This is a genomic window from Acidovorax sp. ST3, from assembly GCF_003231145.1.
GTDB lineage: Bacteria > Pseudomonadota > Gammaproteobacteria > Burkholderiales > Burkholderiaceae_C > Acidovorax.
Genome location: NZ_QKVP01000003.1, coordinates 416007 through 438372 on the forward strand (window position 1 = coordinate 416007; position 22366 = coordinate 438372).

Below are 22366 nucleotides of genomic sequence, written 5' to 3' on the forward strand. Positions count from 1 at the left end.
GCAGCCGCCTCAGGCGTGCTGACCGCCGCGCTTGACGAAGAACAGCCCCGCCCCCACCGCCATCAGCAAACCGCCGAACACGCGGTTCTGCGCCCGCACGGCCCGCGCACTGCGCATCAGACGGCGCAGGGCACTGGCCCCCGCAGCGTAGCCGTGCATGACCACCACGTCCACCGTCACGGTGGTGGCGGCCATCACCAGCAGCTGCGTCCACAGCGGACGCGTGTCGGTCATGAACTGGGGCAGCACGGCCACCATGAAGATGATGCCCTTGGGGTTGGTGGCGTTGGTCAGAAAGCCGGTGAGGCAGCGCTTTTGCCAAGTGCCCGCCGACTCGGTCTCATCCCCTTGCACCGGCGATTTTTCGCCGGCACGCCACTGGCAGAAGCCCACATAGATCAGGTAACACGCGCCCAGCACCTTGACGATGCTGAACGCCACCTCGGACGCCAGCAGCAGCGAGCCCACGCCCGCCCCGGCGATCAGCAAAATCAGCAGCAGCCCCAGCTGCAGGCCCAGGATGGTGGCGCCCGTCTTGCGCACGCCGAACGACAGACCATGGCTCATCGACAACACGGCCCCGGAGCCCGGCGACACCGCAATCAGGCAAGACGCCGCAAAAAAAGCCAGCCAAGTCTGCAAATCCATGGGTCACCGTGCCTGTGTGCGAAGAAGGGCCCGCATCTTAGCAACGCAGGCCCCACGGCACCATGATCTGCATAAAAACAGGCGCAGGCGCTGGATAATCATGCCCGAATAGCTATCAAATAAATAGCGCCACAGATCCAAACCACGGCAACCGCCCCGACGCCTTGCGGCGGTGCCAGAATCTGGCACACCCGCCCCGCTCGTCGGCGCGCGGTGTTCTGCCTTGCCTCCCCACGACGACCTCCAGCGCACTCTGCCCCATGGAACACGCCCCCACCTGGCTCACCTACGGTTTCCTATACCTCACCGCCGCTGTGCTGGCCGTGCCCATTGCCAAGGCGCTGGGCCTCGGCGCCATCATTGGCTACCTGGCAGCGGGCATCGCCATCGGGCCCTGGGGCCTGGGGCTGGTGAGCAACGTGCAGGACATCCTGCACTTTGCCGAGTTTGGCGTGGTGCTCATGCTGTTCCTGGTTGGGCTGGAGCTACAACCCAGCCGCCTGTGGGCGCTGCGCCGCCCCATTTTTGGCACCGGCACCGCCCAGGTGCTGGGTTGCGCGGCGGTGCTGTTCGCGCTGGGTGCGCTGGCCGGCCTGCCCTGGCGCGTGAGTCTGGTGGGCGCGCTGGGCCTGGCGCTGTCGTCCACCGCCATTGCGCTGCAATCGCTGGCCGAGCGCAACCTGATGCGCACACAAAGCGGCCAGGCCGGCTTCTCCATCCTGCTGTTCCAGGACGTGGCGGCCATCCCCATCCTGGCCCTGCTGCCCGTACTGGGCGCGGCCGCCGGTGAAGGCGCAGGCCACACCCCGGGCGAGATGGTGCTGGAAGTGCTGAAGATCGTCGGCGTGATCGCCGCCATCATCCTCGGCGGGCGCCTGCTGCTGCGCCCCGTGCTGCGCTGGATCGCCAAGAGCAACACCCCCGAGATCTTCACCGCCGCCGCGCTGCTGCTGGTCGTGGGCATTGCGTACCTGATGGTGCTGGTGGGCCTGTCGATGGCGCTGGGCGCCTTCCTCGCCGGCGTGCTGCTGGCCGACAGCGAATACCGCCGCGAGCTGGAGGCCGACATCGAGCCCTTCAAGGGCCTGTTGCTCGGGCTGTTCTTCATCGCCGTGGGCATGAGCATCGACTTCGGCGTGATCCTGCGCTCGCCCGGGCTCATGGCCGCCATCCTGGTCGGCTTTCTGGCGGCCAAGGCCGTGGTCATCTATGCCCTGGCCAAGGTGGTTGAGATTCCCTACCAGGAGCGCCCTGTCTTCACCCTGCTGCTGGCCCAGGGTGGCGAGTTTGCGTTTGTGGTGTTCCAGGCCGCCGCCGGCGCCAACGTGTTCCCGGCCGAGATTGCCTCGCTGCTGATTGGCGCCGTGGCGCTATCGATGCTGATCAGCCCGCTGCTGCTGGTGCTGCTGGACCGGGTGCTGCTGCGCCGCTATGCCCAGCTCAAGACCGCCACGCCCCAGGCCGAGGAAATCTCCGAGCCCCAAGAGGCGCCCATCATCATCGCGGGCTTCGGCCGCTATGGGCAGATCGTCTCGCGCGTGCTGCTGGCCCAAGGCATCCCCACCACCGTGCTGGACCACAGCGTGGACATGCTGGAAGTGGCGCGCACCTTCGGCTACCGCGTGTTCTATGGCGACGCCACGCGGCTCGACCTGCTGCGTATCGCCGGGGCAGAACACGCGCGCATCCTGGTGGTGGCCGTGGACGATGCCGAGCAGTCCCTGCAGATCGCCAAGCTGGCGCGCGAACACTTCCCGCACCTGCAGGTCGTGGCCCGCGCGCGCGATGTGACGCACTGGAACAAGCTGCGCGACCTGGGCGTGACGCTGGTGCAGCGCGAGCTGTTCGAGTCCAGCCTGCAAAGCGCCCACACCGTGCTGGAGCTGATGGGCCTGCCACCCACGCAAGCCACCGCCATCACCCAGCGTTTTCGCACCCACAACATCGCCCTGGCCGACCGCATGTACCCGCACCACAAGGACCGCGCCAAGTTCATCGCCGTGGCGCGAGAAGGCCGCAACCAGTTTGCGGAGCAGATGGCGCGGGAGCGGCAGGAGAGTGCGGCGCTGGGCGCGGCCGCTGGTGCATACCCGGGCTACGGCGCAACGGAGGATGGCCCTGGCGGGGACGCCCCCTTGAACACCAGTACCTCTGACAAAAACAAACCTTAGCGCTTATCTTTATTGCCCACATTGCTATTCATTCAATAGCATCCAACAGCACCCCAGGAAAGTAGCCAACGCTATCGACGCAGGGCTGCAGCCCCTTGTGGCCTCAGTGCTTGCCCTCAACGCAGCCCGCTACCGCCGGCACAGGGGGGCGGCCTCATGGACCCGGCTGTATCCGAACACAGGGCTCAATGAAATACAGCCCGCCCCGGCATCACCGCTCGGCACCCAGGCAACGATGTCGGAGCTGCCCGGCGCTTGCTTCACAAACTCGCGCATGCGGCCATGCTCGTAGGACGCGTTGGCAGGCGATTCACAAAAGAGCTTCGTGCTCGTGTGCCGCCGTCCTTCCAAGACATACGAAAACTGCACGTCTGGTACGCCCACCCGGTTGCCTCCTCGGGGGTGCTGCCGGGGCACCACGGAGGTGAAGGTCACGGGAACGGTGTAGAAGTTGCACGCAGGTGGAGGGCCGTCGTGGAACAGCATCATGGCCGTGACCCACAGCAAGGGGCCCAGGATAAGGGTCAGTCCCAGGACTGCAGCAAAGCGTCTCACCAGACGTCCTCTCAACGATCAGCAGCCCGGGAGTTTGCCCCAATTCGCCATCCCCAAGAAAGGCTGGCGGCCGGTCGCACGCGACCAAAGCCGGAGCAAAGGAATGCAGTACCATTGTCGCAAAAGATAATCATTCGCATTAAAATCCATCACCTTCAGCCAGCCAGCGTCCCGGGACATCACGCGAGCCAGTGCACTCCGCGTTTTGCCCACTCTCCAACGGGACACCCATGCCTTTCCAGCCCTCTCGCGCAGCCCTGGCGTCCAGCGCTGCCCGCACTTTGGCGCATGCCATTCCTTCGGTCTGCCAAGCCCGTCTGTTCGCCCTGACACCCCTTGCCCTCTGCCTGGCCCAGGCCGCAATGGCCCAGCAGGCTGACGCACCGGCAGCAGAGGCCGCGGCCTCTGCCCACAGCGCCACCGCGCCCCAGCTCCAAGAAGTCCGCATCAACGCCAGCACCGAAAAAGACATGGGCTTTGCACCCGTGGAGGCCCAAACCGCCAGCAAGGCGCCCATGCGGCGGCTCGAAACTCCGCAGTCCGTCAGCGTGGTCACGCGCGAGCAGATGGAATCGCGGCAGATCACCAATGTGCAGCAAGCGCTGCAGACCGTGGCGGGGGTCAGCCCTGTCAACTTTGGGCGCCGCGGGTTTGACGATCTGAATATCCGTGGCTTTCGCTCCACCGAGTCCATCCTGGTCGATGGCCTGGTGCAAAGCCCGGGCATGTGGGCCAAGCTGCAGCCTTATGGCTACGAGCGCTTCGAGGTGCTCAAGGGCTCGGCCTCGGTGCTCTACGGGCAGGTGCAGCCGGGCGGCATCGTCAATGCGGTGAGCAAACGGCCCAAGAAGGAGGCGATCAACGAAGTGGGCGCGGAAATGGGCAGCTTTGGCCAGCGCACGCTGCAGGCCGACATCAACCGGCCGCTGTCCGAATCCGGCAAGACGGCGCTTCGCATCAATGCGCAGGTGTCCAACGCCGACGACCCCACGCAGTTCGTCTACCGCAAGGACCGGTGGTTTGCGCCGTCGCTCTCCATCGACCTGGGCCCGCAGACCGATCTGGTGCTGTTTGCCACCTACAGCCAAAGCCAGTGGATGCGCCAGCAGGGCATCACGCCCTACGGCACGCTGCTGCCCAACCGCAACGGCACGCTGCCCGTCACGATATTCACGGGAGACCCAAGTTTTGGTGGGTATGACGTAGAGAGCAAAACCGTGGGCTACACGCTGGAGCACAAGATGTCGGAGGCCATAACCTTCCGCCAGAACGTGCGCTACGAGACCGAGAAGGGCACGGGCAACTTCGTCTCCAACCAGGCATTGCAGGCCAACCAGCGGCTGCAGAACCGCCAGGCCTCGCGCCAGTACATGGACTACGACCTGCTGGCCACCGACACCTCGCTGCTGTCACGTTTCGAGGCGCTGGGCGTAAAGCACCAGCTGGTGACGGGCCTGGATGTGCGCAGCGGCACCAGCCTGCTGGCCAGCCGCACCTGCCGCATCGGCGCGCTGGACTTGTTTGCGCCCGTGTACGGCATGCAGGCCACCTGCCCCGAGGCGCTGACCAGCGATGCGCCTTCCAAGCTCACCGTGGCGGGCCTGTATGCGCAGGACCAGATCAAGTTTGGCCAGGGCTGGACGGCCCTGGTAGGCCTGCGCCGCGATTGGTCCACCAACGACACCAACAACCGCGTGGCCAACACGCAGACGCGCCAGAAGGACAACGCCACCACGTTGTCGGCCGGCCTGGTGTACGAGTTCAAGCCGGGCTGGGCCGCGTATGGCAGCTATGGCGAGTCCTTCCTGCCCCAATCGGGCCTGACGTTTGGTGGATCGAACTTCGTACCCGAAACCGGCAAGCAGTGGGAGGCGGGCGTGAAGTACGAGGCCCCCGGCGGCCAGATCACCGGCGCGCTCGCCGTGTTCGACCTGGTGCGCCAGAACGTGACCACCGCCGACCCGGTGAACACGGGCTTCAGCGTGCAGACCGGCGAGCAGCGCGCGCGCGGGCTGGAGCTGGAGCTGGGCGCCGACCTGAAGAACGGCTGGAAGATCACCAGCGCCTACACCTACACACAAAGCAAGGTCACGCGCGATAACAACGCGGCGATTGTGGGCCTGCCGCTCAACCTCACGCCGCGCCACACGCTCACGGCCTGGGCCACCTACAAACTGCCGCAGTACCAGCGGGTGACGCTGGGCCTGGGCGGACGCTATGTGAGCGAGCAGATCGGCTCGTACCCCTTCACGCTGCCGTCGTACTTTGTGGCCGATGCGTCCGTCAGCTACATGGGCGAGAGCTACCGCGTGACGGCGGGCGTGAAGAACGTGTTCAACAAGGCGTACTACGACGGCGCGATCAACGCCAACGTGGTCTCGCCCGCATTGCCCCGCAGCTTCAGCCTGGGTGTGACGTACTTCTTCTGACGCAGCGCCCCCACCCTGCCGCCCACACGCCATGACCAGCCAGCGCACACTCAACCGCCTCTTCACCTTGCACTCCTGGGCCGGCATCGTCACGGGGCTGCTGCTGTTCATCGTGTGTTTCTCGGGCGCGGTGGTGGTGTTCAAGAACGAGATCGACCTCTGGGCCAGCCCTTCACTGGCCAAGCTGCCACGCTCTGAAAAACCGGCCTCGCTCGACGCGGTGCTCACGCAGCTGCAGACCCGCTACCCGGGCGCGACGGTGGAAACCATTGCGCTGCCCGATGCCGTCAACCCCAGCTACTTCGCGTTCGTGCGCGAGCGCGGCGCGCCTGCCAACACCCGCACCAAGGTGGCCTTGCGCTCCGACACCGGCACGGTGGTGGGCCCGGTGGACAGCCAGCTCGGCCAGTACCTGCGCATGCTGCATGTGTTTTTGTTCTTCGGGCCGCGCTGGATCGTGGGGTTCCTCGGCGCAGCCATGCTGGTGCTGATTGCCACCGGCATCGTCATCCACCGCAAGATCCTGGCCGAGCTGTTCACCCAGCGCTGGGGCCGCAGCTTTCGCGTGGTGATGTCGGACCTGCACAAGTCCGCTGGCATCTGGGGGCTGGGCTTTCACATCCTGATCGCCACCACCGGTGCGTGGATGGGCCTGGCGCCGCTGTTCGAGCAGGGCTACAAGTTCATCACCACCCCTGCCGCAATGGCGCCCTCTCAGCCCGTGCGCAAGGCCGAGGGCAGCGAGCCTGCGCCCATGCAGTCGCTGGATGCGATGTATGCCACCGCACAGCAGGCCGTGCCGGGGCTGGAGGCGCGCTATGTGTCGCTGCGCCGCTGGGGCACAAGCACCGCCGAGGCGGGTTTCACCGGCAACCTGAGCGGCCACCTGGCCAGCACCGCGCGGGTGGACATCCATGCCGTCACGGGCGTTCCCAAGAAGGTGCACGACCCACGCACGGCGGGCTTCTGGTCGCTGGTCAACAGCCTGATGGAGCCGCTGCACTTTGGCGACTTTGGCGGGCTGACGCTCAAGTGGCTGTATTTTTTTCTGGGCATGACCCCGGCGTTTTTGTCGATCTCGGGCACGCTGATCTGGCTGGATGCGCGCCAGCAGCGCAGGCGCGAGGCCGACGCGGCACATCCGGCGTCCGCAGGCAACGCCATCGCGGCGGGCTGACGGGCACCAGCCCCCCCTTCCACACCACACCCACCCACCATGCAACGTTTCTTTCTGGCCCTGCATGCCACCGTGCCCGCCGCGCTCCTCGTGGCGGTGTTCGTACACCTGTGGGGACCTGCGGGCTTGGCCCCGCTGGCGCAGCGGCCCGTGTGGACGGTGTGGGTGCTCATTGCCGTGTGGCTGCTGATGTCGACCCTGGCCGCGTGGGCGCTGCGCACGCTGGCGCTGTGGCGGGTGGCGCTGGGCAGCACCGGGGCACTGTTGGCCGTGGCGGCGCTCACCGGCCTGGCACTCGGTAGCGCCCGGGCACCTGCCATGGCCCTGGGCCTTGTGGCCACGGGTCTGGTATGCGCGGGCGTGGCTGCGTTCATGGGCCCGCAGCGGGTGCAGCAGGCTCATCGGCGCCGGGGGAGTCGCCCGTCCATTGCGATCATCCCGGCGGCACCACGGCATGTGGTGTCCCACACGGGCCGCCCCTGGCCATTGGCACCGCTGGCGCACCTGCCCTTCTGGCTTTGCGCGGCGCTGGCGGTGGAGTCATTCCGTCTGGCGCACATCGTGGCGGTTGAGCCCGCTCGATCGGCCGGCATGCTGGGCCTGCTGCTGTCCTTTTTTGTCGGGTTGCCTGCGGCCACGGTGCGCACCTGGGCGCCCCGCACCAGCGCCCTGCTGTGGCTGCTGGCAGGGCTGGCCTGTGCCGGCCTGGCAGCCAAGGCCGGGCTGCAGCAAGGCTGGGTGGCCGCCATGCTGTGCACGGCAGCAGCCTGCAGCAGCGTGCGGCCACTGCACCACCGGCTGGGGGCCCGGGGCCTGGGCCATCGCAGCCGCACCCGTCACACCCCGCGCCACCCACAGCCCTCGGAGACCGCATGAACGAACTGCTGGGCATTGCCGCCGCCTTGGCCTCGCTGGTGGCACTGGCCTGCTGGGCCCGCACAGTGCCCACCCGTGCGTGGGGCGATGACACACCCACGGGGGCGGCGCGATGGCGCGCCAAGGCGTTGGCGCTGGGCACCCTGCTGTTGCAGACCACCACCGCCAGCCTGGCTGCTGGCTGGGTCGCCGGTGTGGCCCTGGTGCTGGCCGCATGGATGGTGCTGGGCTGGTTGCTGGTGCTGGCCATGAACCTGTGGCCCCAGCCCAGCCAGCGCTGGGCACTGCGGTTGGGGTGGCTGGGCCTGGGCGGATGTGTGCTGGCGCTGGTGGCCTGCGCATTGGGCGAGGGCCTGCTGCGCTGAGTGGACGCAGGCGAGTGCTGCACCGGGACCTGACGGGGCCCACCGGGCATACACAACGCCCATCTGCATATTTTTTGCTCAAAATTCGCTCAAGCGCTACTGATTCATGCCTCATTAGCTATCAAATAGATAGCGATCAACCTCCCATGGAATCGCCAGCGGCCACGGCACAATCGTCGCCATGGATTCGCTGATCATCAACGCCCCCTGGGTGCACACCCTGCGCTTTGTGCTGGAAGTGGCCGCCACCGTGGCTTTCGCGCTGTCGGGCGTGATGGCCGCCGCGCGCAAGCGACTGGATGCCGTGGGCGTGTGTGTGGTGGCCTTCGTGGCCGCGTTTGGCGGGGGCACGCTGCGCGATTTGCTGCTGGACCAGCGGCCCTTTTTCTGGATTCGCCACACCGAGTTTGTGTGGGGCATTCTGGCGCTGTGCATTGGCGCCATGCTGTTCATGCGCCAGCGGCACTTTGAGCCCACCGAACGCGCCATGCTGCTGCCCGACGCCATCGGCCTGGGCCTCTTCGCCGCCGTGGGCGTGGACATTGCCACCGCCATTGGCATGCCACCCATCATCAGCGTGATGATGGGCGTGACCACCGGCGTGTTTGGCGGTGTGCTGCGCGACGTGCTGTGCAACGAGGTGCCCCAGGCCTTCAGCGACCACCGGCCCTATGCGCTGTGCGCGTTTGCGGGCGGCTGGGCCGACGTGGCCCTGCGCCAGATGCAGGCTCCCGACTGGGCGCCGCTGGTGGTCTGCGTGCTGCTCACCGCCGGGCTGCGCGGGCTGGCGGTGTGGCGCAACTGGGAGCTGCCCGCATGGCGGGTGTGACCAAGGCATCCAGCCCTGGCGCAGCAAGGCTGGCGCACCTGTGACAGCATCGGGTGCCCGAGGCCCGCACACTGGCCTCCGTCCGACTGCAGGAGACACACAACAATGACCACCGCACCCACGCCCACCCACCTGCGTGCCACGACCCTTATCGACAGCGACGCACCTTCGATCCAGGCCTTTGCCGCCGAACACGCGCGTGGCGCTACCGACCGCGAACGCGCGGTGGCCCTGTACCTGGCCGTGCGCGATGGTTTCCGCTACGACCCCTACCGCATCGACCTGTCGCCCCAGGGCATGACGGCCAGCACCGTGCTGGCCAACGGCTACGGCTGGTGCGTGCCCAAGGCCGCGCTGCTGACGGCCGTGTGCCGTGCGGCGGGCATCCCGGCGCGCATGGGGTTTGCCGATGTGCGCAACCACCTGAGCACCGAGCGCATGCGCGAGACCATGAAGACCGACCTCTTCATCTGGCATGGCTACACCGACATCTGGCTGGACGGCGCCTGGCGCAAGGCCACGCCCGCCTTCAACATCGAGCTGTGCGAGCGCTTTGGCCTGCTGCCGCTGGAGTTCGACGGCGAGAACGATTCCATCTACCACCCGTTCGACCAGTCGGGTGCACGCCATATGGAATACGTGCACCAGCGCGGCGCGTTTGACGACATGCCGCTCGCGCAGATCGTGGCCGACTTTCGCACTGTGTACGGCGGCTGGCTGCACGGTGACGCCACCCGCAGCAGCCTGCAGGACGCCAGTTTTGCCAACGACATTGAAAATGAAAAGGAAGCCCGCTGATGACGCACGCCCCCGAGAATGCCACCACCGCCCCCATCCCCGCAGGTTTTGCGCCGCTGGTGGCCGGGGGCCCTTACATCCAGCACAACGGCCCGCTGTATGTGCTGCACCAGGGCAACGTGGTGAAGTTCGGCTTTCGCGTGGAGCCGCGCCACACCAACCCCATGGGCAACCTGCACGGCGGCATGATGGCCACGTTCTGCGACATGCTGGTGCCGCTGTCGGTGCACCGCAAAAGCGACCAGGTGTCGGACCGCTTCTTGCCCACCATCAGCCTGCAGATCGACTACCTGGCCCCCGCCCCGCTGGGCGCCTGGGTGGAGGGCGAGGCCGAGCCGCTGCGCATCACACGCTCGCTGGTGTTTGCGCAAGGGCTGGTCACAGCTGATGGCGTGCCCTGCGCGCGGGTGAGCGGGGTGTTCAAGATCGGGCCCGTGGCGCCCCGCGACGCCGTGGAGTGAGCGACCCTGGGCATCACGCCCAAGGCCCCAGGTCTCCAGCTCCACGCCCCGGCGCACAAGCCTGACCCGCACCGCTCAGGCTGCGCCCAGCGCGCCCACCACATGCTCCACAAACCGCGCCAGCTTGGGCAGTTGCCGCCGGTCGGGCGCATACACCAGGTGCATCGGGCGCGGCACGGGCAGGCAGTGCTGCATCACCGGCACCAGCGCGCCACTGGCCAGGTCGTCAGCCAGTAGCACCTCGGGTTGCATGATCAGGCCCAGGCCGCGCAACGCCGCCTGGCGCAGGCCATCGCCCTGGTTGCACACAAAGCGCGCGTTCTCGGGCCAGAAGAAATCCTCGTTGCCGTCGCGCAAGGTCCATTCCACCCGGCGCTGCCACACCGAGTGGCTGAGGCACTGGTGGCGCGCCAGGTCGGCCGCGCGTTGGGGCGTGCCGTGGCGCTGCAGGTACGCGGGTGCTGCGGCAATCACCATGCGGTAGGGGCGCAGCGGGCGCGCCACCAGGCCCTCGTTCACCACCTGGCCAATGCGCACGGCCACGTCAAAGCCCTCGCCTGCCAGGTCCACCACGCTGTCGGTGAGCTGCAGGTCCACACGCACTTGGTCGTGGCGCTGCAGAAAGTCGGCCACCAGCGGCGCGATCACGTGGTTGCCCAGCGTGAAGGGCGCGCTCACCCGCAGCAGACCCTGCGGCACGGCGCGGCTGCGCTCCACGGCGGACTCGGCCCAGCGCACCTGCTCCAGCACACGTTTGCTGTCGTCGTAGAACGCGGCGCCCACCTCGGTCAGGCTGTTCTGGCGAGTGCTGCGCTGGAACAGGCGCGCGCCCAGGTGGGTCTCCAGCTGCTGGATGTGCTTGCCCACCATCACGGCGGAGATCTGCAGCTGGCGCGCGGCAGCGGCAAAGCTGCCGGCCTCCACCACGGCCACCATGACTTCCATATTGCGCAGCTTGTCCACGGCAATTCCCTCAATTCCTAATCAAAGGTTAGCACAAGCATAACTTGCAGGTACTTTATGTTCCGATTGATTAGCAAAAGAATCGGGCTGTCAGTTCCTCATCAACCCTTTTTGACACCCAAGGAAAACACCATGTCCAAGATTCTTCTCATCGGCGCCAGCGGCACCATCGGCCAGGCCGTGCTGGCCAACCTGGGCGCACGCCACGACGTGATCACCGTGGGCCGCAGCAGCGGCACGCACCGTGCGGACTTCTCGCAGCCAGGCGCGGTTGCCCAACTGTTCGAGGCGGTGGGCAAAGTCGATGCCATCGTGAGCACCGCAGGCAACCTGCACTTTGGCCCGCTGGCGGAAATGACGGCCGAGCAGTTCAACCTGGGCCTGCAGGACAAATTGCTGGGGCAGGTGCAACTGGCGCTGGTCGGCCAGAAGTATCTGAACGACGGCGGCTCCATCACGCTGACAGCGGGCATCCTGTCGATTGAGCCCATCCGCAACGGCGCCAGCGCCACGGCCGTGAACGCGGCCATCGAAGGTTTCGTGGCTGCCGCCGCCATCGAGCTGCCGCGCGGCCTGCGCATCAACGCCATCAGCCCCACAGTGCTGACCGAGTCGATGGGCAGCTACGGGCCGTTCTTCCCGGGGTTCGAGCCGGTGTCTGCCGCACGCGTGGCGCTGGCCTACCAGCGCAGCGTGGAAGGCGCGCAGACGGGGCGTGTGTACCGGGTGCAGTGATCCTGCCGACCCGAATGTGAAACAAAAATAGCTGCTACCGCCCGATGCATGAGCGGTAGCAGCTATCAATCTGGTAGCTACAAAAAATCTTGGTAGCGCTTAGTCCAGGCTCGCCCCAGACTCCTTCACGACCTTGCCCCACTTGACGGACTCGGCCTGGATGAAGGCAGCAAACTGTTCGGGCGTTTCGCTGTACGTCTCGGCGCCCTGCTCGTTGATCTTCTTCTTGACCTCAGCCTGGTTCAGCACCTTGACCAGCGCGGTGTTGAGCTTGGCCAGCACCGGCGCAGGCGTGCCGGCTGGCGCAAACATGCCAAACCACGAGGTGGCTTCATAGCCGGGCACGCCGGCTTCGGCGATGGTCGGCACATTGGGCAGCTCCGGCGAGCGCTTGGCCGTGGTCACGGCAATGGGCACCAGCTTGCCACTGCGCACATGCTGGATGGCCGAGGGCATGTTGTCGAACATGATGCCGATCTGGTTGCCCAGCAGGTCGGTCACAGCGGGTGCGCTGCCCTTGTAGGGCACATGCACCATGTCCACCTTGGCCAGGCTCTTGAACAGCTCGCCCGACAGGTGGATGGAGCTGCCGTTGCCCGAGGAGCCAAAGTTGACCTTGCCGGGGTTGGCCTTCGCGTAGGCGATCAGCTCCTTCACCGTCTTGTAGGGCTGTGCCGGGTTGGCCACCAGCAGGTTCGGCACGTTGGCCACGCGGGTCAGCGGTGCAAAGTCCTTGATGGGGTCGAACGGCATCTTCTTGTACAGGCTGGCGTTGATGGCGTGGGTGCCCACGGTGCCCATGAAGAGTGTGTAGCCATCTGCCGGGGCCTTGGCCGCCATGGCCCCGCCGATGTTGCCGCCCGCGCCCGCGCGGTTGTCCACGATGACCGACTGGCCCAGCTCCGTGGTCAGCGCCTGGCCAATGATGCGGGCCAGGATGTCGGTGGTGCCACCTGCTGCAAAGGGCACGACGATGGTGACGGGCTTGGTGGGATAAGCCTGGGCGAGCGCAGCACTGCTGCCCAGCAGGCCGATACCAGCGAGGGCGGTGACTGCAGCGGCCGACAGCACGAAGCGGCGGGTGGCGTGGATGGAACGGGTCATGGTTTGTCTCCTTCAAGAAGGTGGATGAATGAATGGGTCGGTGCCACCAGCGCCGCGTGGGCCCGCGTCTGGCCGCGCCGTGGCCTCAACCGGGCGCCGAGGCCTCCGGACGAGAACGGGGGGTGCCCCTTGCGGGGCGGCAAGGAAGATCAGTTCAGGTTGCTAGACAGGCGCCACTCCCAGCGTGGTGCCTCCGCACACGTACAACACCTGCCCGGTCACGAAACCGTTGTCGGGCGAGAGGAAAAACAGCGCTGCGCGCGCCACGTCATCGGGCGTGCCCATGCGGCCCACGGCAATGCTGTTCAGGATGCGCTGCGTTTGCGGCGCACCGTCGGGGTTGCTCTGGCGGAAGAGTTCGGTGGCGATGGGCCCCGGGCCGATGGCGTTGACGGTGATGCCGTCACGCCCCAGCTCCATGGCCAGCGTGCGTGTCATGCCGATCATTCCAGCCTTGGTGGCGGAGTAGACGATGCGCTCGCCCTTGCCCAGTGCGGCGCGCGACGACATGTTGACGATGCGGCCCTGCCCGCTGCCGCGCAGCGTGGGCAGAAAGGCTTGCACCAGCAGCATGGGTGCACGCAGGTGCAGCCCTACCACGTCATCCAGTTGGGCTGTGGTCGCCGTGTCGATGGTGCCAGGGCGCGTGGCGCCCGCGTTGTTCACCAGTGCGGTGACGTTGTGCTTGGCCGCAATCTCGGCCGCGCGTTCGCGGGTCGAGGCTTCGTCGGTCAGGTCGCCCTGGTACGAGGTGAGTTGCGGGTGGCTCCAGGTGGGCAGCACGTAGTCCAGGTTGACCACGGCGTGGCCCTGGGACAGAACGGCTTCGGCAATCGCGCGGCCGATGCCGTTGCTGGCACCCGTGATGACAGTGACCGGTGTCGGGTTGCGCTCAATCACGGTCACACGCGCTCCAGGATCACGGCAATGCCCTGGCCCACGCCTATGCACATGGTGCACAGCGCGTACTTCCCGGCGTGTTCGTGCAGGCGGTTGACGGCAGTGGTGACCAAGCGCGCGCCGCTGGCGCCCAGCGGGTGGCCCAGCGCGATGGCGCCGCCCCAGGCGTTCACGCGGGCATCGTCGTCCTTGAGGCCCAGCGCGCGCAGCACGGCCAGGCCTTGCGCGGCAAAGGCTTCGTTCAGTTCGATCACGTCCACGTGGTCGATGGTCAGGCCCGTCTGCGCCAGCACCTTCAGCGTGGCAGGCGTGGGGCCAAAGCCCATGATGCGTGGCGCCACACCGGCCACGGCCATGCCCACCACGCGGGCGCGGGGCTTGAGGCCATATTTGGCAGCGTTGGCTTCATCGGCCAGCAGCAGCGCGCAGGCGCCGTCGTTCACGCCCGAGGCATTGCCCGCCGTGACCGTGCCATCGGGCCGCACCACGCCCTTGAGCTTGGCCAGCGCTTCGATGCTGGTCTCACGCGGGTGTTCGTCCTGGCTGACGATGATGGCGTCGCCCTTCTTCTGCGGGATGTGCACGGGCACGATCTCGCGCGCCAGGTGGCCGGCCTTGATCGCCGCCACGGCGTTGAGCTGGCTGCGCAGGGCCATCTGGTCCTGGGCTTCGCGCTCAATCTTGAAGTCCGTCGCCACGTTCTCGGCGGTTTCGGGCATGGAGTCCACACCGTACTTTTCCTTCATCAGCTTGTTGACAAAGCGCCAGCCGATGGTCGTGTCGTACACCGCGTTGTTACGGCTGAAGGCCGACTCTGCCTTGGGCATAACGAAGGGGGCGCGGCTCATGCTCTCCACACCGCCCGCGATCATCAGACCTGCCTCGCCCGCTTTGATGGCGCGCGCTGCGGTGCCCACGGCATCGAGCCCCGAACCGCACAGGCGGTTGATGGTGGCGCCGGCCACGTCGATGGGCAGGCCCGCCAGCAGGCTGCTCATGTGGGCCACGTTGCGGTTGTCTTCACCGGCCTGGTTGGCGCAGCCGTAGAGCACGTCGGTCACGGCCGCCCAGTCCACGCCGGGGTTGCGCTCCATCAGCGCCTTGATGGGGATGGCGCCCAGGTCGTCGGTGCGCACGCTGGAGAGCGCGCCGCCGTAGCGGCCGAAGGGGGTGCGGATGGCGTCGCAGATGAAGGCTTGGCGTTGTGTGCTCATGGTTTTGTCTCCTCGTTGCTTGGGGGGTGGATTCGTTCAGGCGGCGGGGCGGATGGGCAGACCCACCAGTTGCTCCAGCTCAGCGTGCGACAGGCCGGGCACGGTGTCGATAAGCTGCAGCCCGGTGGGCGTGCAGGCCAGTGTGCACAGATCGGTGTAGATGCGCTTCACGCACGCGACACCGGTGAGCGGGTAGGTGCACTGCGTCACGATCTTGCTGGCGCCCTGCTTGGTCAGCAGGTCCATCATCACCCAGGTCTGCTTGGCGCCGATGGCCAGGTCCATGGCGCCGCCCACGGCGGGGATGGCGCCGGGCTCGCCCGTGCTCCAGTTGGCCAGGTCGCCCGTGGCGCTGACCTGGAAGGCGCCCAGCACGCAGATGTCGAGGTGTCCGCCGCGCATCATCGCGAAGCTGTCGGCGTGGTGGAAGTACGCGCCGCCGGGCAGCAGCGTGACGGGCTGCTTGCCCGCGTTGATCAGGTCATAGTCCTCCAGCCCCGCAGCGGGCGCAGGGCCCATGCCCAGGATGCCGTTTTCGCTTTGCAGGATGACTTCGCGGCCTGCCGGGATGTGGTTGGCGACCAGGGTCGGCTGGCCGATGCCCAGGTTGACGTAGGCGCCGTCGTGGATGTCTTGCGCCACGCGTTTCGCCAGCTCGTCTTTACTACGCTTTTGATAGCTGTTCATGCTTATTCTTTCTGCGCTTGGGGCCGATATCAGGCGGATTTCTTGAATCCGCCTGCCTGCGTGGCCGTGCGGTCGATCTTCACCACATGCGTCACATAAATGCCCGGGGTGACGATGGCTTCCGGGTCCAGCGCGCCCAGCTCCACCACCTCGTGCACGGTGGCAATCGTGGTCTTGGCAGCCGTGGCCATCACCGGGCCAAAGTTGCGCGCCGACATGCGGTAGGTGAGGTTGCCCCAGCGGTCGCCCTTCTCGGCCTTGACCAGGGCCACATCGCCGTGGATGGGGTGTTCGAGCACGTAGTGTTTGCCGTTGATCTCGCGCGTTTCCTTGCCTGCAGCCAGTTCGGTCCCATAGGCCGTGGGGCAGAAAAAGGCGCCGATGCCCGCGCCCGCAGCACGCAGGCGCTCGGCCAGATTGCCCTGGGGCACCAGTTCCAGCTCCAGCTTGCCGCTGCGGTACAGGTCATCGAACACATAGCTGTCCACCTGGCGCGGAAAGCTGCAGATGATCTTGCGCACCTGCCCGGCCTTGAGCAGCGCGGCCAGGCCCTGGTCCGCATTGCCTGCGTTGTTGTTGACCACCGTGAGGTCCCGCGCACCCTGGGCTATGAGGCCATCGATCAGCTCGCCCGGAATGCCGGCCGTGCCGAACCCACCTATCAACACCGTGGCACCATCCTTTACCCCCGCAAGGGCCTGGGCCACCGAGTCCGCCAGTTTGTTGATCATTGCAACGCTTTCTTGGTTTCTCTGTTGTCTCTTTGAAATTTGTTCGCCTGTAGAACAAATGTTCGCTTAAAGAATTATAGTTGGCATACGTATGAATTCCCAAACCTCTGAAGCCAAAGACCCCAAACCGAGCGACAGCTATGTGCAGTCGTTCGCGCGCGGGCTGGAGGTGATCCGCTCGTTCAGCGCGGCCACACCGCAGCAAACTTTGAGTGAAGTCGCCGCACAAACCGGCCTGACCCGCGCAGGCGCGCGCCGCATCCTGCTCACGCTGCAGACGCTGGGTTATGTGGAGACGGACGGCAAGCTGTTTCGCCTGAGCCCGCGCATTCTGGATTTGGGGTTTGCCTACCTCTCGTCGCTGCCCATCTGGAACCTAGCCGAGCCGGTGATGGAGGACCTGGTGGAAGAGGTGCGCGAGTCGTCATCGGCCGCCGTGCTCGACGGCCTGGACATCGTCTATGTGCTGCGCGTGCCCACCCACAAGATCATGCGCACCACGCTGGGCGTGGGCTCGCGCCTGCCCGCGTGCTGGACGTCCATGGGCCGCATGCTGCTGGCCGGGTTGCCGGACGACGAACTGCAGGCCCGGCTGCAAGGCCACCCCATGCAGCGTTTTACCGAACACACCACCACCGATGTGGATGCACTGCTGGCCCACATCCTCCAGGCGCGGCAGCAGGGCTGGTGCCTGGTGAACCAGGAGCTGGAAGAGGGTTTGATATCGATTGCTGCGCCGCTGACCAACCGCACGGGGCAGACGGTGGCGGCGCTCAACATCAGCGGTCAGGCCAATCGCACGAGTGCGGCGGTGATGCAGGAGAGCCTGCTGCCCGCACTGCTGAGTGCGGCCCGGACCATCTCACGCATGATGGGGGCGCCGAGGGGGTGACAGATAACGGCTGTCGGCAACCGGCACCAGAGATCACCCACCGCAACGAGCGGCCGGTGCTAAAGCTCCGATTACCGTCTTACGTGGATAGGGCGAGAACCGGAGCCGCAACACCCGTCACTCGCCACGGTGGATGAAATCAGTTCTTGCGAAAGCCGAGCACCAGCACCACGCCGCCGAGAACCATCGCGCCCAGGCTCAACCATTGGGGGATATTCACGGATTCCTTTTCTTTCACGGTCAACTCCAACGGACCGATCTTGGCCTGGGTGGTGTCCTTGGTAAAGCTGAACCCTCCGGTCAGAAACCCGGCAAGGCCCACCACCAACAACAGCACACCAACGATTCGCATTGCATTCATGACACTTCTCCCGATGCCGGGTTTGGAGGACTGCAGCAAAGTGGACCCGGCTCCCGACCCTTGCGCCAGCCCAATGTAGGTGCGCCGGCGCGCAGCCCGCGTAGGACGCCGCCCCGGCGCGATGTAGCGGCCGGGCGCAAACCGCATCACCTCCCCCGCCTCCCCTCTGACGCCAGGCCCTTGCCCTGCGTGCTACCCTCACGCCCCATGTTCAGCCCCTCCCAAGCCGATGTGCGCCGCTTTCTGTGTGGTGTGCACGCCAAGACCCAGAGCGGCGCCCCCATGGAAGCCATCGAGACGCTGGCCAGCCTGTGGATCGCCGAGCACCCCGAGTACCACGCCGACCTGTCCGACGCCGACGCGGCCGTGGCACGCAACTACGACGAAACGCCGGCGCAGACCAATCCCTTCCTGCACCTGTCGATGCACCTGTCGATCAGCGAGCAGTGCAGCATCGACCAGCCCCGTGGCATACGCCAGGCGGTGGAGCTGCTGACGGCGCGGCTCGACTCGCTGCACGACGCCCACCACGCTGCCATGGACTGCCTGGGCGAGATGCTATGGGAGAGCCAGCGCGCAGGCCGCCCGCCTGATGGCGACGCCTACATCGCCGCCGTACAACGCCGCGCCACGCGCGATTGATCCAGTAAGCGCCTGAAAAAGCGACAAAGGCCAGTGCCCATGGAGCACTGGCCTTTGTTTTTTGTGGTGAAAGCCTTCAGGGACGATCAAGCCGTTTCGTAGTGCGCCTGGCGCTCTTCCATCGCCTTCCAGCCGATCACTTCCTTGAAGTCGGCCATGCTGGTCTGTCCGCAGGGCAAGCCGTCCACATCGCCTGTGCGGCGGGCCGACAGCGTGGCGAGGTTCTTCTGCAAGGCGTGCACCGTGCTCATCAGCGTGACCACCGGGTAGGTGGCAAAAGCCGCCACCTCTTCGATCTGCGACCGCGTCAGGCGCGACATCCACAGCCCCTGCATGAGCTGCAGCGACAGGCGGCGGCCCGAGGCATTGCGCAGGCGCACCAGGTCTTCATAGCCCTTGAAAGTGCGCGAGATGGGCTGGATCAGGTCCGCCCCCGCCTCCGCAAAGCGCACGGCGCGCTCGATGGCCTCCTCGGGATCGGCCACATCGGTGCGTGCGACGATGAGAAAGTCCGGGTCCTGGCGGGCATCCACCGCCGCCTTGATGCGCGCCACGGCATCGGGGATGGACACCACGGGCGTCAACGCCGCCGCCGCCGGGCAGCGCTTGGGACTGATCTGGTCTTCGATCGAGATCGCGGCCACGCCCGCTTTCTCGAACTCGCGCACCGTGCGGGCCACGTTGATGACATTGCCGTAGCCGGTGTCGGCATCGGCAAAGACGGGCTTTTTCACCACGTTGACGATGTGGTGCACCACACCCACGTTTTCGCTGAGTGTGTAGACCTCCATGTCTGGCTGGCCCAGCAGCGATGCCGAGATGCCAAACCCCGTGGTGAAGATGCCGTCAAAGTCCGACTGGTCCACCAGCAGGGCCGAGAGGGCGTCCTGCGCACCGGCCATCCAGAAGGTAGGGCCCGACTGGATGCGCGCACGCAGCTGTTGTCGCAAGCTTGTTGTCATGGCGGGTGTCCTCAACGTTTCACGGGGTCGATGTAGCTGCCCATGGACACGAACTTCTGGTCCTTGAGCTCCATCAGCGCCACACCCGTCTGGCCGCGCCGCGCATAGCCACCGGCACTGACGGGCTGGAAGGTGATCTTGGGGCCGATCTTCTGGTCAAAGTCCTTCATGCCATCCAGCTCCGCCACCACCTTGGTGCGGCTCGGTTCGGCGCCAGTGCGCTTCAACGCCTCGACCGTCACAGCGGCCGACGAATAGCCCATCAGCGCCATCGAGGTGGGCGCCGACTTGGGATACAGCTTGGTGTAGCGCTGGAAGAACGACTGGATGGCTGGGTTGTTGCCGTCCACCGCGTCGTAGTACGAGGCCACATACAGCTTGGACTGCGTCTTGCCCAGCAGCTCGATGAACTTGGGGTCGTTGAGTCCACCCGCACCAAACACCGTGGGCTTCCAGCCCAGCTTTTCGGCACCGCGGAAGAACTGCACCGCCTCCTGACCCAGCGCGTAGACGATGACCACGTCCGGCTCAGCCTGCTTGAGTTTGAAGACCTGCGAGGTCAGGTCGGTCGCGAAGCGCTCAAAGGTCTGCGCCTCCACCAGCTTCATGCCGTGCTTTTCCATGCGCTGCACGGCAATGTCGTAGGCCGGTTTGCCCCAGCCGTCGTTCTGGTAGAGCATTGCGATCTTCTTGGCCTTGAGAACCTCCACCGCATGGTCGATGTAGGCCGCCGTCTCGGTGGACTGGGGCGACGGCAGCACGTACAGCAGGTCGCGTGGCGGGTTGGAGGTCAGGTCGGAGATGCTCAGCGCGCCAATGGTGGGCACCTTCTTGGTGGAGCTGTATTCGTAGGCGCTGATGTTGGTGGCGTGGCCGATGTTGCCCACCATGGCAAACACCTTGTCGCGCTCGACCAGGAGCTTGGCGTTGGCCACCGACTTGGCGGGCTTGAGTTCGTCGTCATAGGTGATGAGCTTGATCTTGCGGCCATTGACGCCGCCCTGCTCGTTGACCATGTCGAAGTAGGTGCGCATGCCTTCGTCCACGGCCTTGCCCATGTAGGCCAGTGTGCCAGACAACGGCTGTGATGAGCCCAGCACGATCTCCTGGGTCAGCACGCCCTCTTCCTTGTTTTCGAAAGCATGCGCGCCCAGGGTGGCGGTCATCAGACTGGCAGCTGCTGCGGCCAGCAGGGTGCGGCGGGGGGTGAGGTGGGTCATGGTTTGTCTCCTGTGTTTATCGGTGGGAAGGGAACATGGGGGAAGGAACTTGCAAAGCCGAGCCTGCGGTCAGCCGCCCAGGTAGGCACGGCGGATGTCTTCGTTGCCTGCCAGCTCGGCGGCCGGGCCTTGCATCACGACACGGCCGGTCTCGATGACATAACCTTCATCGGAGATGTCGAGCGCGATGTCTGCGTCCTGCTCCACGATCAGCAGCGTGAGGTTTTCGCGGTCGCGGATGTCGCGCAGCGTTTCGAAGATGGCGTCTTTCAGGATGGGTGCCACGCCCATGGAGGGCTCATCCAGCATCAGCAGGCGCGGCTTGGCTAGCAGGCCCCGGGCAATGGCCAGCATCTGCTGCTCGCCGCCCGACAGCGTGCCGGCGCGGGACGTGATGCGTTCCTTGAGCCGGGGGAAATAACCCAGCACCCGGTCGATGTCGTCGCGCACCTCGGCTGCTGGGCGGGTGTATCCACCCAGCACCAGGTTGTCGCGCACGGTGAGTTGCGCAAACACCATGCGGCCTTGCGGCACATGGGCAATGCCTCGCCGCACCAGCGCTTCGGCGGGCACGTTGGCGATGGACTGGCCGTCAAAAATGGCTTGCCCGTCACTGACGGGCAGCAGCCCCGAGAGTGCACGCATCAGCGTGGTCTTGCCCGCGCCGTTGGCGCCCAGCACACACACAATGCGGGCCTGCGGTACGCGCAGGCTCACGCCGTGCAGCGCGCGGATCTTGCCGTAGCCCGCACTCAGGTTGTCCACGCTCAGCAGTGCGGGCGCACTGGATGGTTCAACGCCGTTTGCCACTCTTGCCTCCTCCGAGATACGCCTCAACCACGGCGGGATGGTTTTCGATCTCCCTGGGGGAGCCCTGCGCCAGGAAGGCGCCGTTGTGCATCACGGTGATCGTGTCCGAGATGGACATCACCAGGGGCATGCTGTGCTCGATGAGCAGCAGGGTCGCTTGCGTGCTGGCCTGCAGCCGCTTGAGTGTTTCGCCCAGGGCATCGATCTCACGGTTGTTCATGCCCGCTGCAGGCTCGTCCAGCAGCATCAGGCGCGGCTCCAGCGCCATGGCACGGGCCAGCTCCACCAGCTTCTGCGTGCCATAGGGCAAGTCGCGCACCACCGCATGCGCGTGGGCTTGCAGGTTGAGCTTTTCAAGCACCGCTTCCACACGCTCTCGTTCTTCTCGCTCCTCTCGGCGCTGGCGTGGCAGGCTCAGCAGGGCCTCCCCCAGCGTGGCGCGCATCGCCATCGAACGTGCAATGAGCACGTTGTCAAACACCGTCAGCTCTGCAAACAGCTCCAGGTTCTGGAACGTGCGAGCAATCCCCAGGCGCGCCACCTGGTGGGCTTTGCAGCCCAGCAGCTCCACATCACCGGAAGCCGTGCGGTAGCGCATAGCGCCTTGCTGGGGCGTGTAGAAGCGGCTGATGCAATTGAGCATCGTCGTCTTGCCAGCGCCGTTGGGGCCAATGAGTGCGTGCACCGTGCCGGGCATCACGTCAAAGCTCACGTCCTGCACGGCTACGATGCCGCCGAAAGCCATGCGCACACCCTGGATGCTGAGCAACGGCGCTGGTCGGCCAGATGCTGCCGATACCGGCGCCTGCGACGGCAAGGTCTTGTCGTCCATCACT

The 22366-nt window shown here is 66.0% G+C and carries 24 protein-coding genes; 11 read left to right on the forward strand and 13 right to left on the reverse strand.

All coding sequences use genetic code 11. The features are described 5' to 3' along the window. Positions 1-9 precede the first annotated feature (9 nt). Positions 10-648: a LysE family translocator gene (locus DNK89_RS11165; RefSeq protein WP_110960143.1), complete on the reverse strand. Its 639-nt coding sequence runs from the start codon at positions 646-648 to the stop codon at positions 10-12. 260 nt (positions 649-908) lie between these two features. On the opposite strand from DNK89_RS11165, the gene kefC reads away from it, so the two are divergent. Continuing rightward, a complete protein-coding gene (gene kefC / locus DNK89_RS11170; RefSeq protein WP_110960144.1) occupies positions 909-2819 on the forward strand; it encodes a glutathione-regulated potassium-efflux system protein KefC in 1911 nt (636 codons plus the stop codon). Positions 2820-2948: 129 nt separating this feature from the next. Here the strand turns inward: kefC and DNK89_RS11175 are convergent, their stop codons facing one another. After that, a complete protein-coding gene (locus DNK89_RS11175; protein WP_110960145.1) occupies positions 2949-3374 on the reverse strand; it encodes a hypothetical protein in 426 nt (141 codons plus the stop codon). 230 nt (positions 3375-3604) lie between these two features. Here DNK89_RS11175 and DNK89_RS11180 point away from each other — a divergent pair, with 230 nt between their 5' ends. The 7 genes from DNK89_RS11180 (at position 3605) to DNK89_RS11210 (ending at position 10309) form a co-directional block, all read left to right on the forward strand. Further along, positions 3605-5803 carry a TonB-dependent siderophore receptor gene (locus DNK89_RS11180; RefSeq protein WP_110960146.1) on the forward strand — a complete coding sequence of 733 codons (2199 nt, stop codon included), beginning with the start codon at positions 3605-3607 and terminating at the stop codon, positions 5801-5803. A gap of 31 nt (positions 5804-5834) precedes the next feature. Then, positions 5835-6980 carry a PepSY domain-containing protein gene (locus tag DNK89_RS11185; RefSeq protein WP_110960147.1) on the forward strand — a complete coding sequence of 382 codons (1146 nt, stop codon included), beginning with the start codon at positions 5835-5837 and terminating at the stop codon, positions 6978-6980. Between the two features lie 39 nt (positions 6981-7019). Further along, the gene (locus DNK89_RS11190) at positions 7020-7856 is read left to right on the forward strand and encodes a hypothetical protein (RefSeq protein ID WP_110960148.1); all 837 of its coding nucleotides are present in this window, start codon (positions 7020-7022) and stop codon (positions 7854-7856) included. After that, positions 7853-8221, forward strand: a complete 369-nt coding sequence (locus tag DNK89_RS11195) for a hypothetical protein (protein ID WP_110960149.1) — start codon at positions 7853-7855, stop codon at positions 8219-8221. The genes DNK89_RS11190 and DNK89_RS11195 overlap by 4 nt, the downstream gene beginning before the upstream one ends. Before the next feature lie 181 nt (positions 8222-8402). Continuing rightward, complete coding sequence (locus DNK89_RS11200) at positions 8403-9050, forward strand: trimeric intracellular cation channel family protein (protein ID WP_056746822.1); 648 nt, start codon at positions 8403-8405, stop codon at positions 9048-9050. Between the two features lie 105 nt (positions 9051-9155). Further along, on the forward strand, positions 9156-9848 hold the full coding sequence (locus DNK89_RS11205; protein ID WP_110960150.1) for a transglutaminase family protein: 693 nt from the start codon (positions 9156-9158) through the stop codon (positions 9846-9848). Beyond that, complete coding sequence (locus DNK89_RS11210) at positions 9848-10309, forward strand: PaaI family thioesterase (protein ID WP_110960151.1); 462 nt, start codon at positions 9848-9850, stop codon at positions 10307-10309. The genes DNK89_RS11205 and DNK89_RS11210 overlap by 1 nt, the downstream gene beginning before the upstream one ends. 75 nt (positions 10310-10384) lie before the next feature. Here the strand turns inward: DNK89_RS11210 and DNK89_RS11215 are convergent, their stop codons facing one another. Next, a complete protein-coding gene (locus tag DNK89_RS11215) occupies positions 10385-11272 on the reverse strand; it encodes a LysR family transcriptional regulator (RefSeq protein WP_110960152.1) in 888 nt (295 codons plus the stop codon). A 132-nt stretch (positions 11273-11404) separates the two neighbouring features. Between DNK89_RS11215 and DNK89_RS11220 the strand changes: the two genes are divergently transcribed. Then, positions 11405-12007: a short chain dehydrogenase gene (locus DNK89_RS11220; protein ID WP_110960385.1), complete on the forward strand. Its 603-nt coding sequence runs from the start codon at positions 11405-11407 to the stop codon at positions 12005-12007. A gap of 99 nt (positions 12008-12106) precedes the next feature. Here DNK89_RS11220 and DNK89_RS11225 read toward each other — a convergent pair whose 3' ends face one another. The 5 genes from DNK89_RS11225 to DNK89_RS11245 form a co-directional block, all read right to left on the reverse strand. After that, positions 12107-13111 carry a tripartite tricarboxylate transporter substrate binding protein gene (locus tag DNK89_RS11225; RefSeq protein WP_110960153.1) on the reverse strand — a complete coding sequence of 335 codons (1005 nt, stop codon included), beginning with the start codon at positions 13109-13111 and terminating at the stop codon, positions 12107-12109. Between the two features lie 162 nt (positions 13112-13273). Then, positions 13274-14017, reverse strand: a complete 744-nt coding sequence (locus DNK89_RS11230) for an SDR family NAD(P)-dependent oxidoreductase (RefSeq protein WP_110960154.1) — start codon at positions 14015-14017, stop codon at positions 13274-13276. Next, on the reverse strand, positions 14014-15225 hold the full coding sequence (pcaF, locus tag DNK89_RS11235; RefSeq protein WP_110960155.1) for a 3-oxoadipyl-CoA thiolase: 1212 nt from the start codon (positions 15223-15225) through the stop codon (positions 14014-14016). The genes DNK89_RS11230 and pcaF overlap by 4 nt, the downstream gene beginning before the upstream one ends. 36 nt (positions 15226-15261) lie before the next feature. Next, positions 15262-15912 (reverse strand): 3-oxoacid CoA-transferase subunit B, encoded by a 651-nt coding sequence (locus DNK89_RS11240; protein ID WP_110960156.1) that lies wholly within the window; start codon positions 15910-15912, stop codon positions 15262-15264. A 29-nt stretch (positions 15913-15941) separates the two neighbouring features. Beyond that, complete coding sequence (locus DNK89_RS11245) at positions 15942-16643, reverse strand: 3-oxoacid CoA-transferase subunit A (protein ID WP_060985023.1); 702 nt, start codon at positions 16641-16643, stop codon at positions 15942-15944. A 91-nt stretch (positions 16644-16734) separates the two neighbouring features. On the opposite strand from DNK89_RS11245, the gene DNK89_RS11250 reads away from it, so the two are divergent. Further along, positions 16735-17535: an IclR family transcriptional regulator C-terminal domain-containing protein gene (locus DNK89_RS11250; protein WP_110960157.1), complete on the forward strand. Its 801-nt coding sequence runs from the start codon at positions 16735-16737 to the stop codon at positions 17533-17535. A 139-nt stretch (positions 17536-17674) separates the two neighbouring features. Here the strand turns inward: DNK89_RS11250 and DNK89_RS11255 are convergent, their stop codons facing one another. Beyond that, positions 17675-17896 (reverse strand): hypothetical protein, encoded by a 222-nt coding sequence (locus tag DNK89_RS11255; protein ID WP_199170782.1) that lies wholly within the window; start codon positions 17894-17896, stop codon positions 17675-17677. 207 nt (positions 17897-18103) lie between these two features. On the opposite strand from DNK89_RS11255, the gene DNK89_RS11260 reads away from it, so the two are divergent. Further along, positions 18104-18538 (forward strand): DUF1841 family protein, encoded by a 435-nt coding sequence (locus tag DNK89_RS11260; protein ID WP_110960158.1) that lies wholly within the window; start codon positions 18104-18106, stop codon positions 18536-18538. 86 nt (positions 18539-18624) lie between these two features. Here the strand turns inward: DNK89_RS11260 and DNK89_RS11265 are convergent, their stop codons facing one another. From DNK89_RS11265 to DNK89_RS11280, 4 genes are all read right to left on the reverse strand, one after another. Beyond that, entirely contained in the window at positions 18625-19500 is an 876-nt protein-coding gene (locus DNK89_RS11265) for an oxaloacetate decarboxylase (RefSeq protein WP_110960159.1), read from the reverse strand. Positions 19501-19511: 11 nt separating this feature from the next. Then, on the reverse strand, positions 19512-20720 hold the full coding sequence (locus DNK89_RS11270) for an ABC transporter substrate-binding protein (RefSeq protein ID WP_110960160.1): 1209 nt from the start codon (positions 20718-20720) through the stop codon (positions 19512-19514). Positions 20721-20789: 69 nt separating this feature from the next. Further along, positions 20790-21530, reverse strand: coding sequence for an ABC transporter ATP-binding protein (locus DNK89_RS11275; RefSeq protein ID WP_056746833.1), 741 nt, complete (start codon positions 21528-21530; stop codon positions 20790-20792). Continuing rightward, positions 21514-22362 carry an ABC transporter ATP-binding protein gene (locus DNK89_RS11280; RefSeq protein WP_110960161.1) on the reverse strand — a complete coding sequence of 283 codons (849 nt, stop codon included), beginning with the start codon at positions 22360-22362 and terminating at the stop codon, positions 21514-21516. The genes DNK89_RS11275 and DNK89_RS11280 overlap by 17 nt, the downstream gene beginning before the upstream one ends. Positions 22363-22366: the final 4 nt, after the last annotated feature.

Coding starts and splice junctions, on each gene's coding strand:
- DNK89_RS11165 (WP_110960143.1), bottom strand. CDS start 648: ATGGATTTGCAGACTTGGCTGGCTTTTTTTGCGGCGTCTTGCCTGATT.
- kefC (WP_110960144.1), top strand. CDS start 909: ATGGAACACGCCCCCACCTGGCTCACCTACGGTTTCCTATACCTCACC.
- DNK89_RS11180 (WP_110960146.1), top strand. CDS start 3,605: ATGCCTTTCCAGCCCTCTCGCGCAGCCCTGGCGTCCAGCGCTGCCCGC.
- DNK89_RS11185 (WP_110960147.1), top strand. CDS start 5,835: ATGACCAGCCAGCGCACACTCAACCGCCTCTTCACCTTGCACTCCTGG.
- DNK89_RS11190 (WP_110960148.1), top strand. CDS start 7,020: ATGCAACGTTTCTTTCTGGCCCTGCATGCCACCGTGCCCGCCGCGCTC.
- DNK89_RS11195 (WP_110960149.1), top strand. CDS start 7,853: ATGAACGAACTGCTGGGCATTGCCGCCGCCTTGGCCTCGCTGGTGGCA.
- DNK89_RS11200 (WP_056746822.1), top strand. CDS start 8,403: ATGGATTCGCTGATCATCAACGCCCCCTGGGTGCACACCCTGCGCTTT.
- DNK89_RS11205 (WP_110960150.1), top strand. CDS start 9,156: ATGACCACCGCACCCACGCCCACCCACCTGCGTGCCACGACCCTTATC.
- DNK89_RS11210 (WP_110960151.1), top strand. CDS start 9,848: ATGACGCACGCCCCCGAGAATGCCACCACCGCCCCCATCCCCGCAGGT.
- DNK89_RS11220 (WP_110960385.1), top strand. CDS start 11,405: ATGTCCAAGATTCTTCTCATCGGCGCCAGCGGCACCATCGGCCAGGCC.
- DNK89_RS11225 (WP_110960153.1), bottom strand. CDS start 13,111: ATGACCCGTTCCATCCACGCCACCCGCCGCTTCGTGCTGTCGGCCGCT.
- pcaF (WP_110960155.1), bottom strand. CDS start 15,225: ATGAGCACACAACGCCAAGCCTTCATCTGCGACGCCATCCGCACCCCC.
- DNK89_RS11240 (WP_110960156.1), bottom strand. CDS start 15,912: ATGAACAGCTATCAAAAGCGTAGTAAAGACGAGCTGGCGAAACGCGTG.
- DNK89_RS11245 (WP_060985023.1), bottom strand. CDS start 16,643: ATGATCAACAAACTGGCGGACTCGGTGGCCCAGGCCCTTGCGGGGGTA.
- DNK89_RS11250 (WP_110960157.1), top strand. CDS start 16,735: ATGAATTCCCAAACCTCTGAAGCCAAAGACCCCAAACCGAGCGACAGC.
- DNK89_RS11255 (WP_199170782.1), bottom strand. CDS start 17,896: ATGAATGCAATGCGAATCGTTGGTGTGCTGTTGTTGGTGGTGGGCCTT.
- DNK89_RS11260 (WP_110960158.1), top strand. CDS start 18,104: ATGTTCAGCCCCTCCCAAGCCGATGTGCGCCGCTTTCTGTGTGGTGTG.
- DNK89_RS11265 (WP_110960159.1), bottom strand. CDS start 19,500: ATGACAACAAGCTTGCGACAACAGCTGCGTGCGCGCATCCAGTCGGGC.
- DNK89_RS11270 (WP_110960160.1), bottom strand. CDS start 20,720: ATGACCCACCTCACCCCCCGCCGCACCCTGCTGGCCGCAGCAGCTGCC.
- DNK89_RS11280 (WP_110960161.1), bottom strand. CDS start 22,362: ATGGACGACAAGACCTTGCCGTCGCAGGCGCCGGTATCGGCAGCATCT.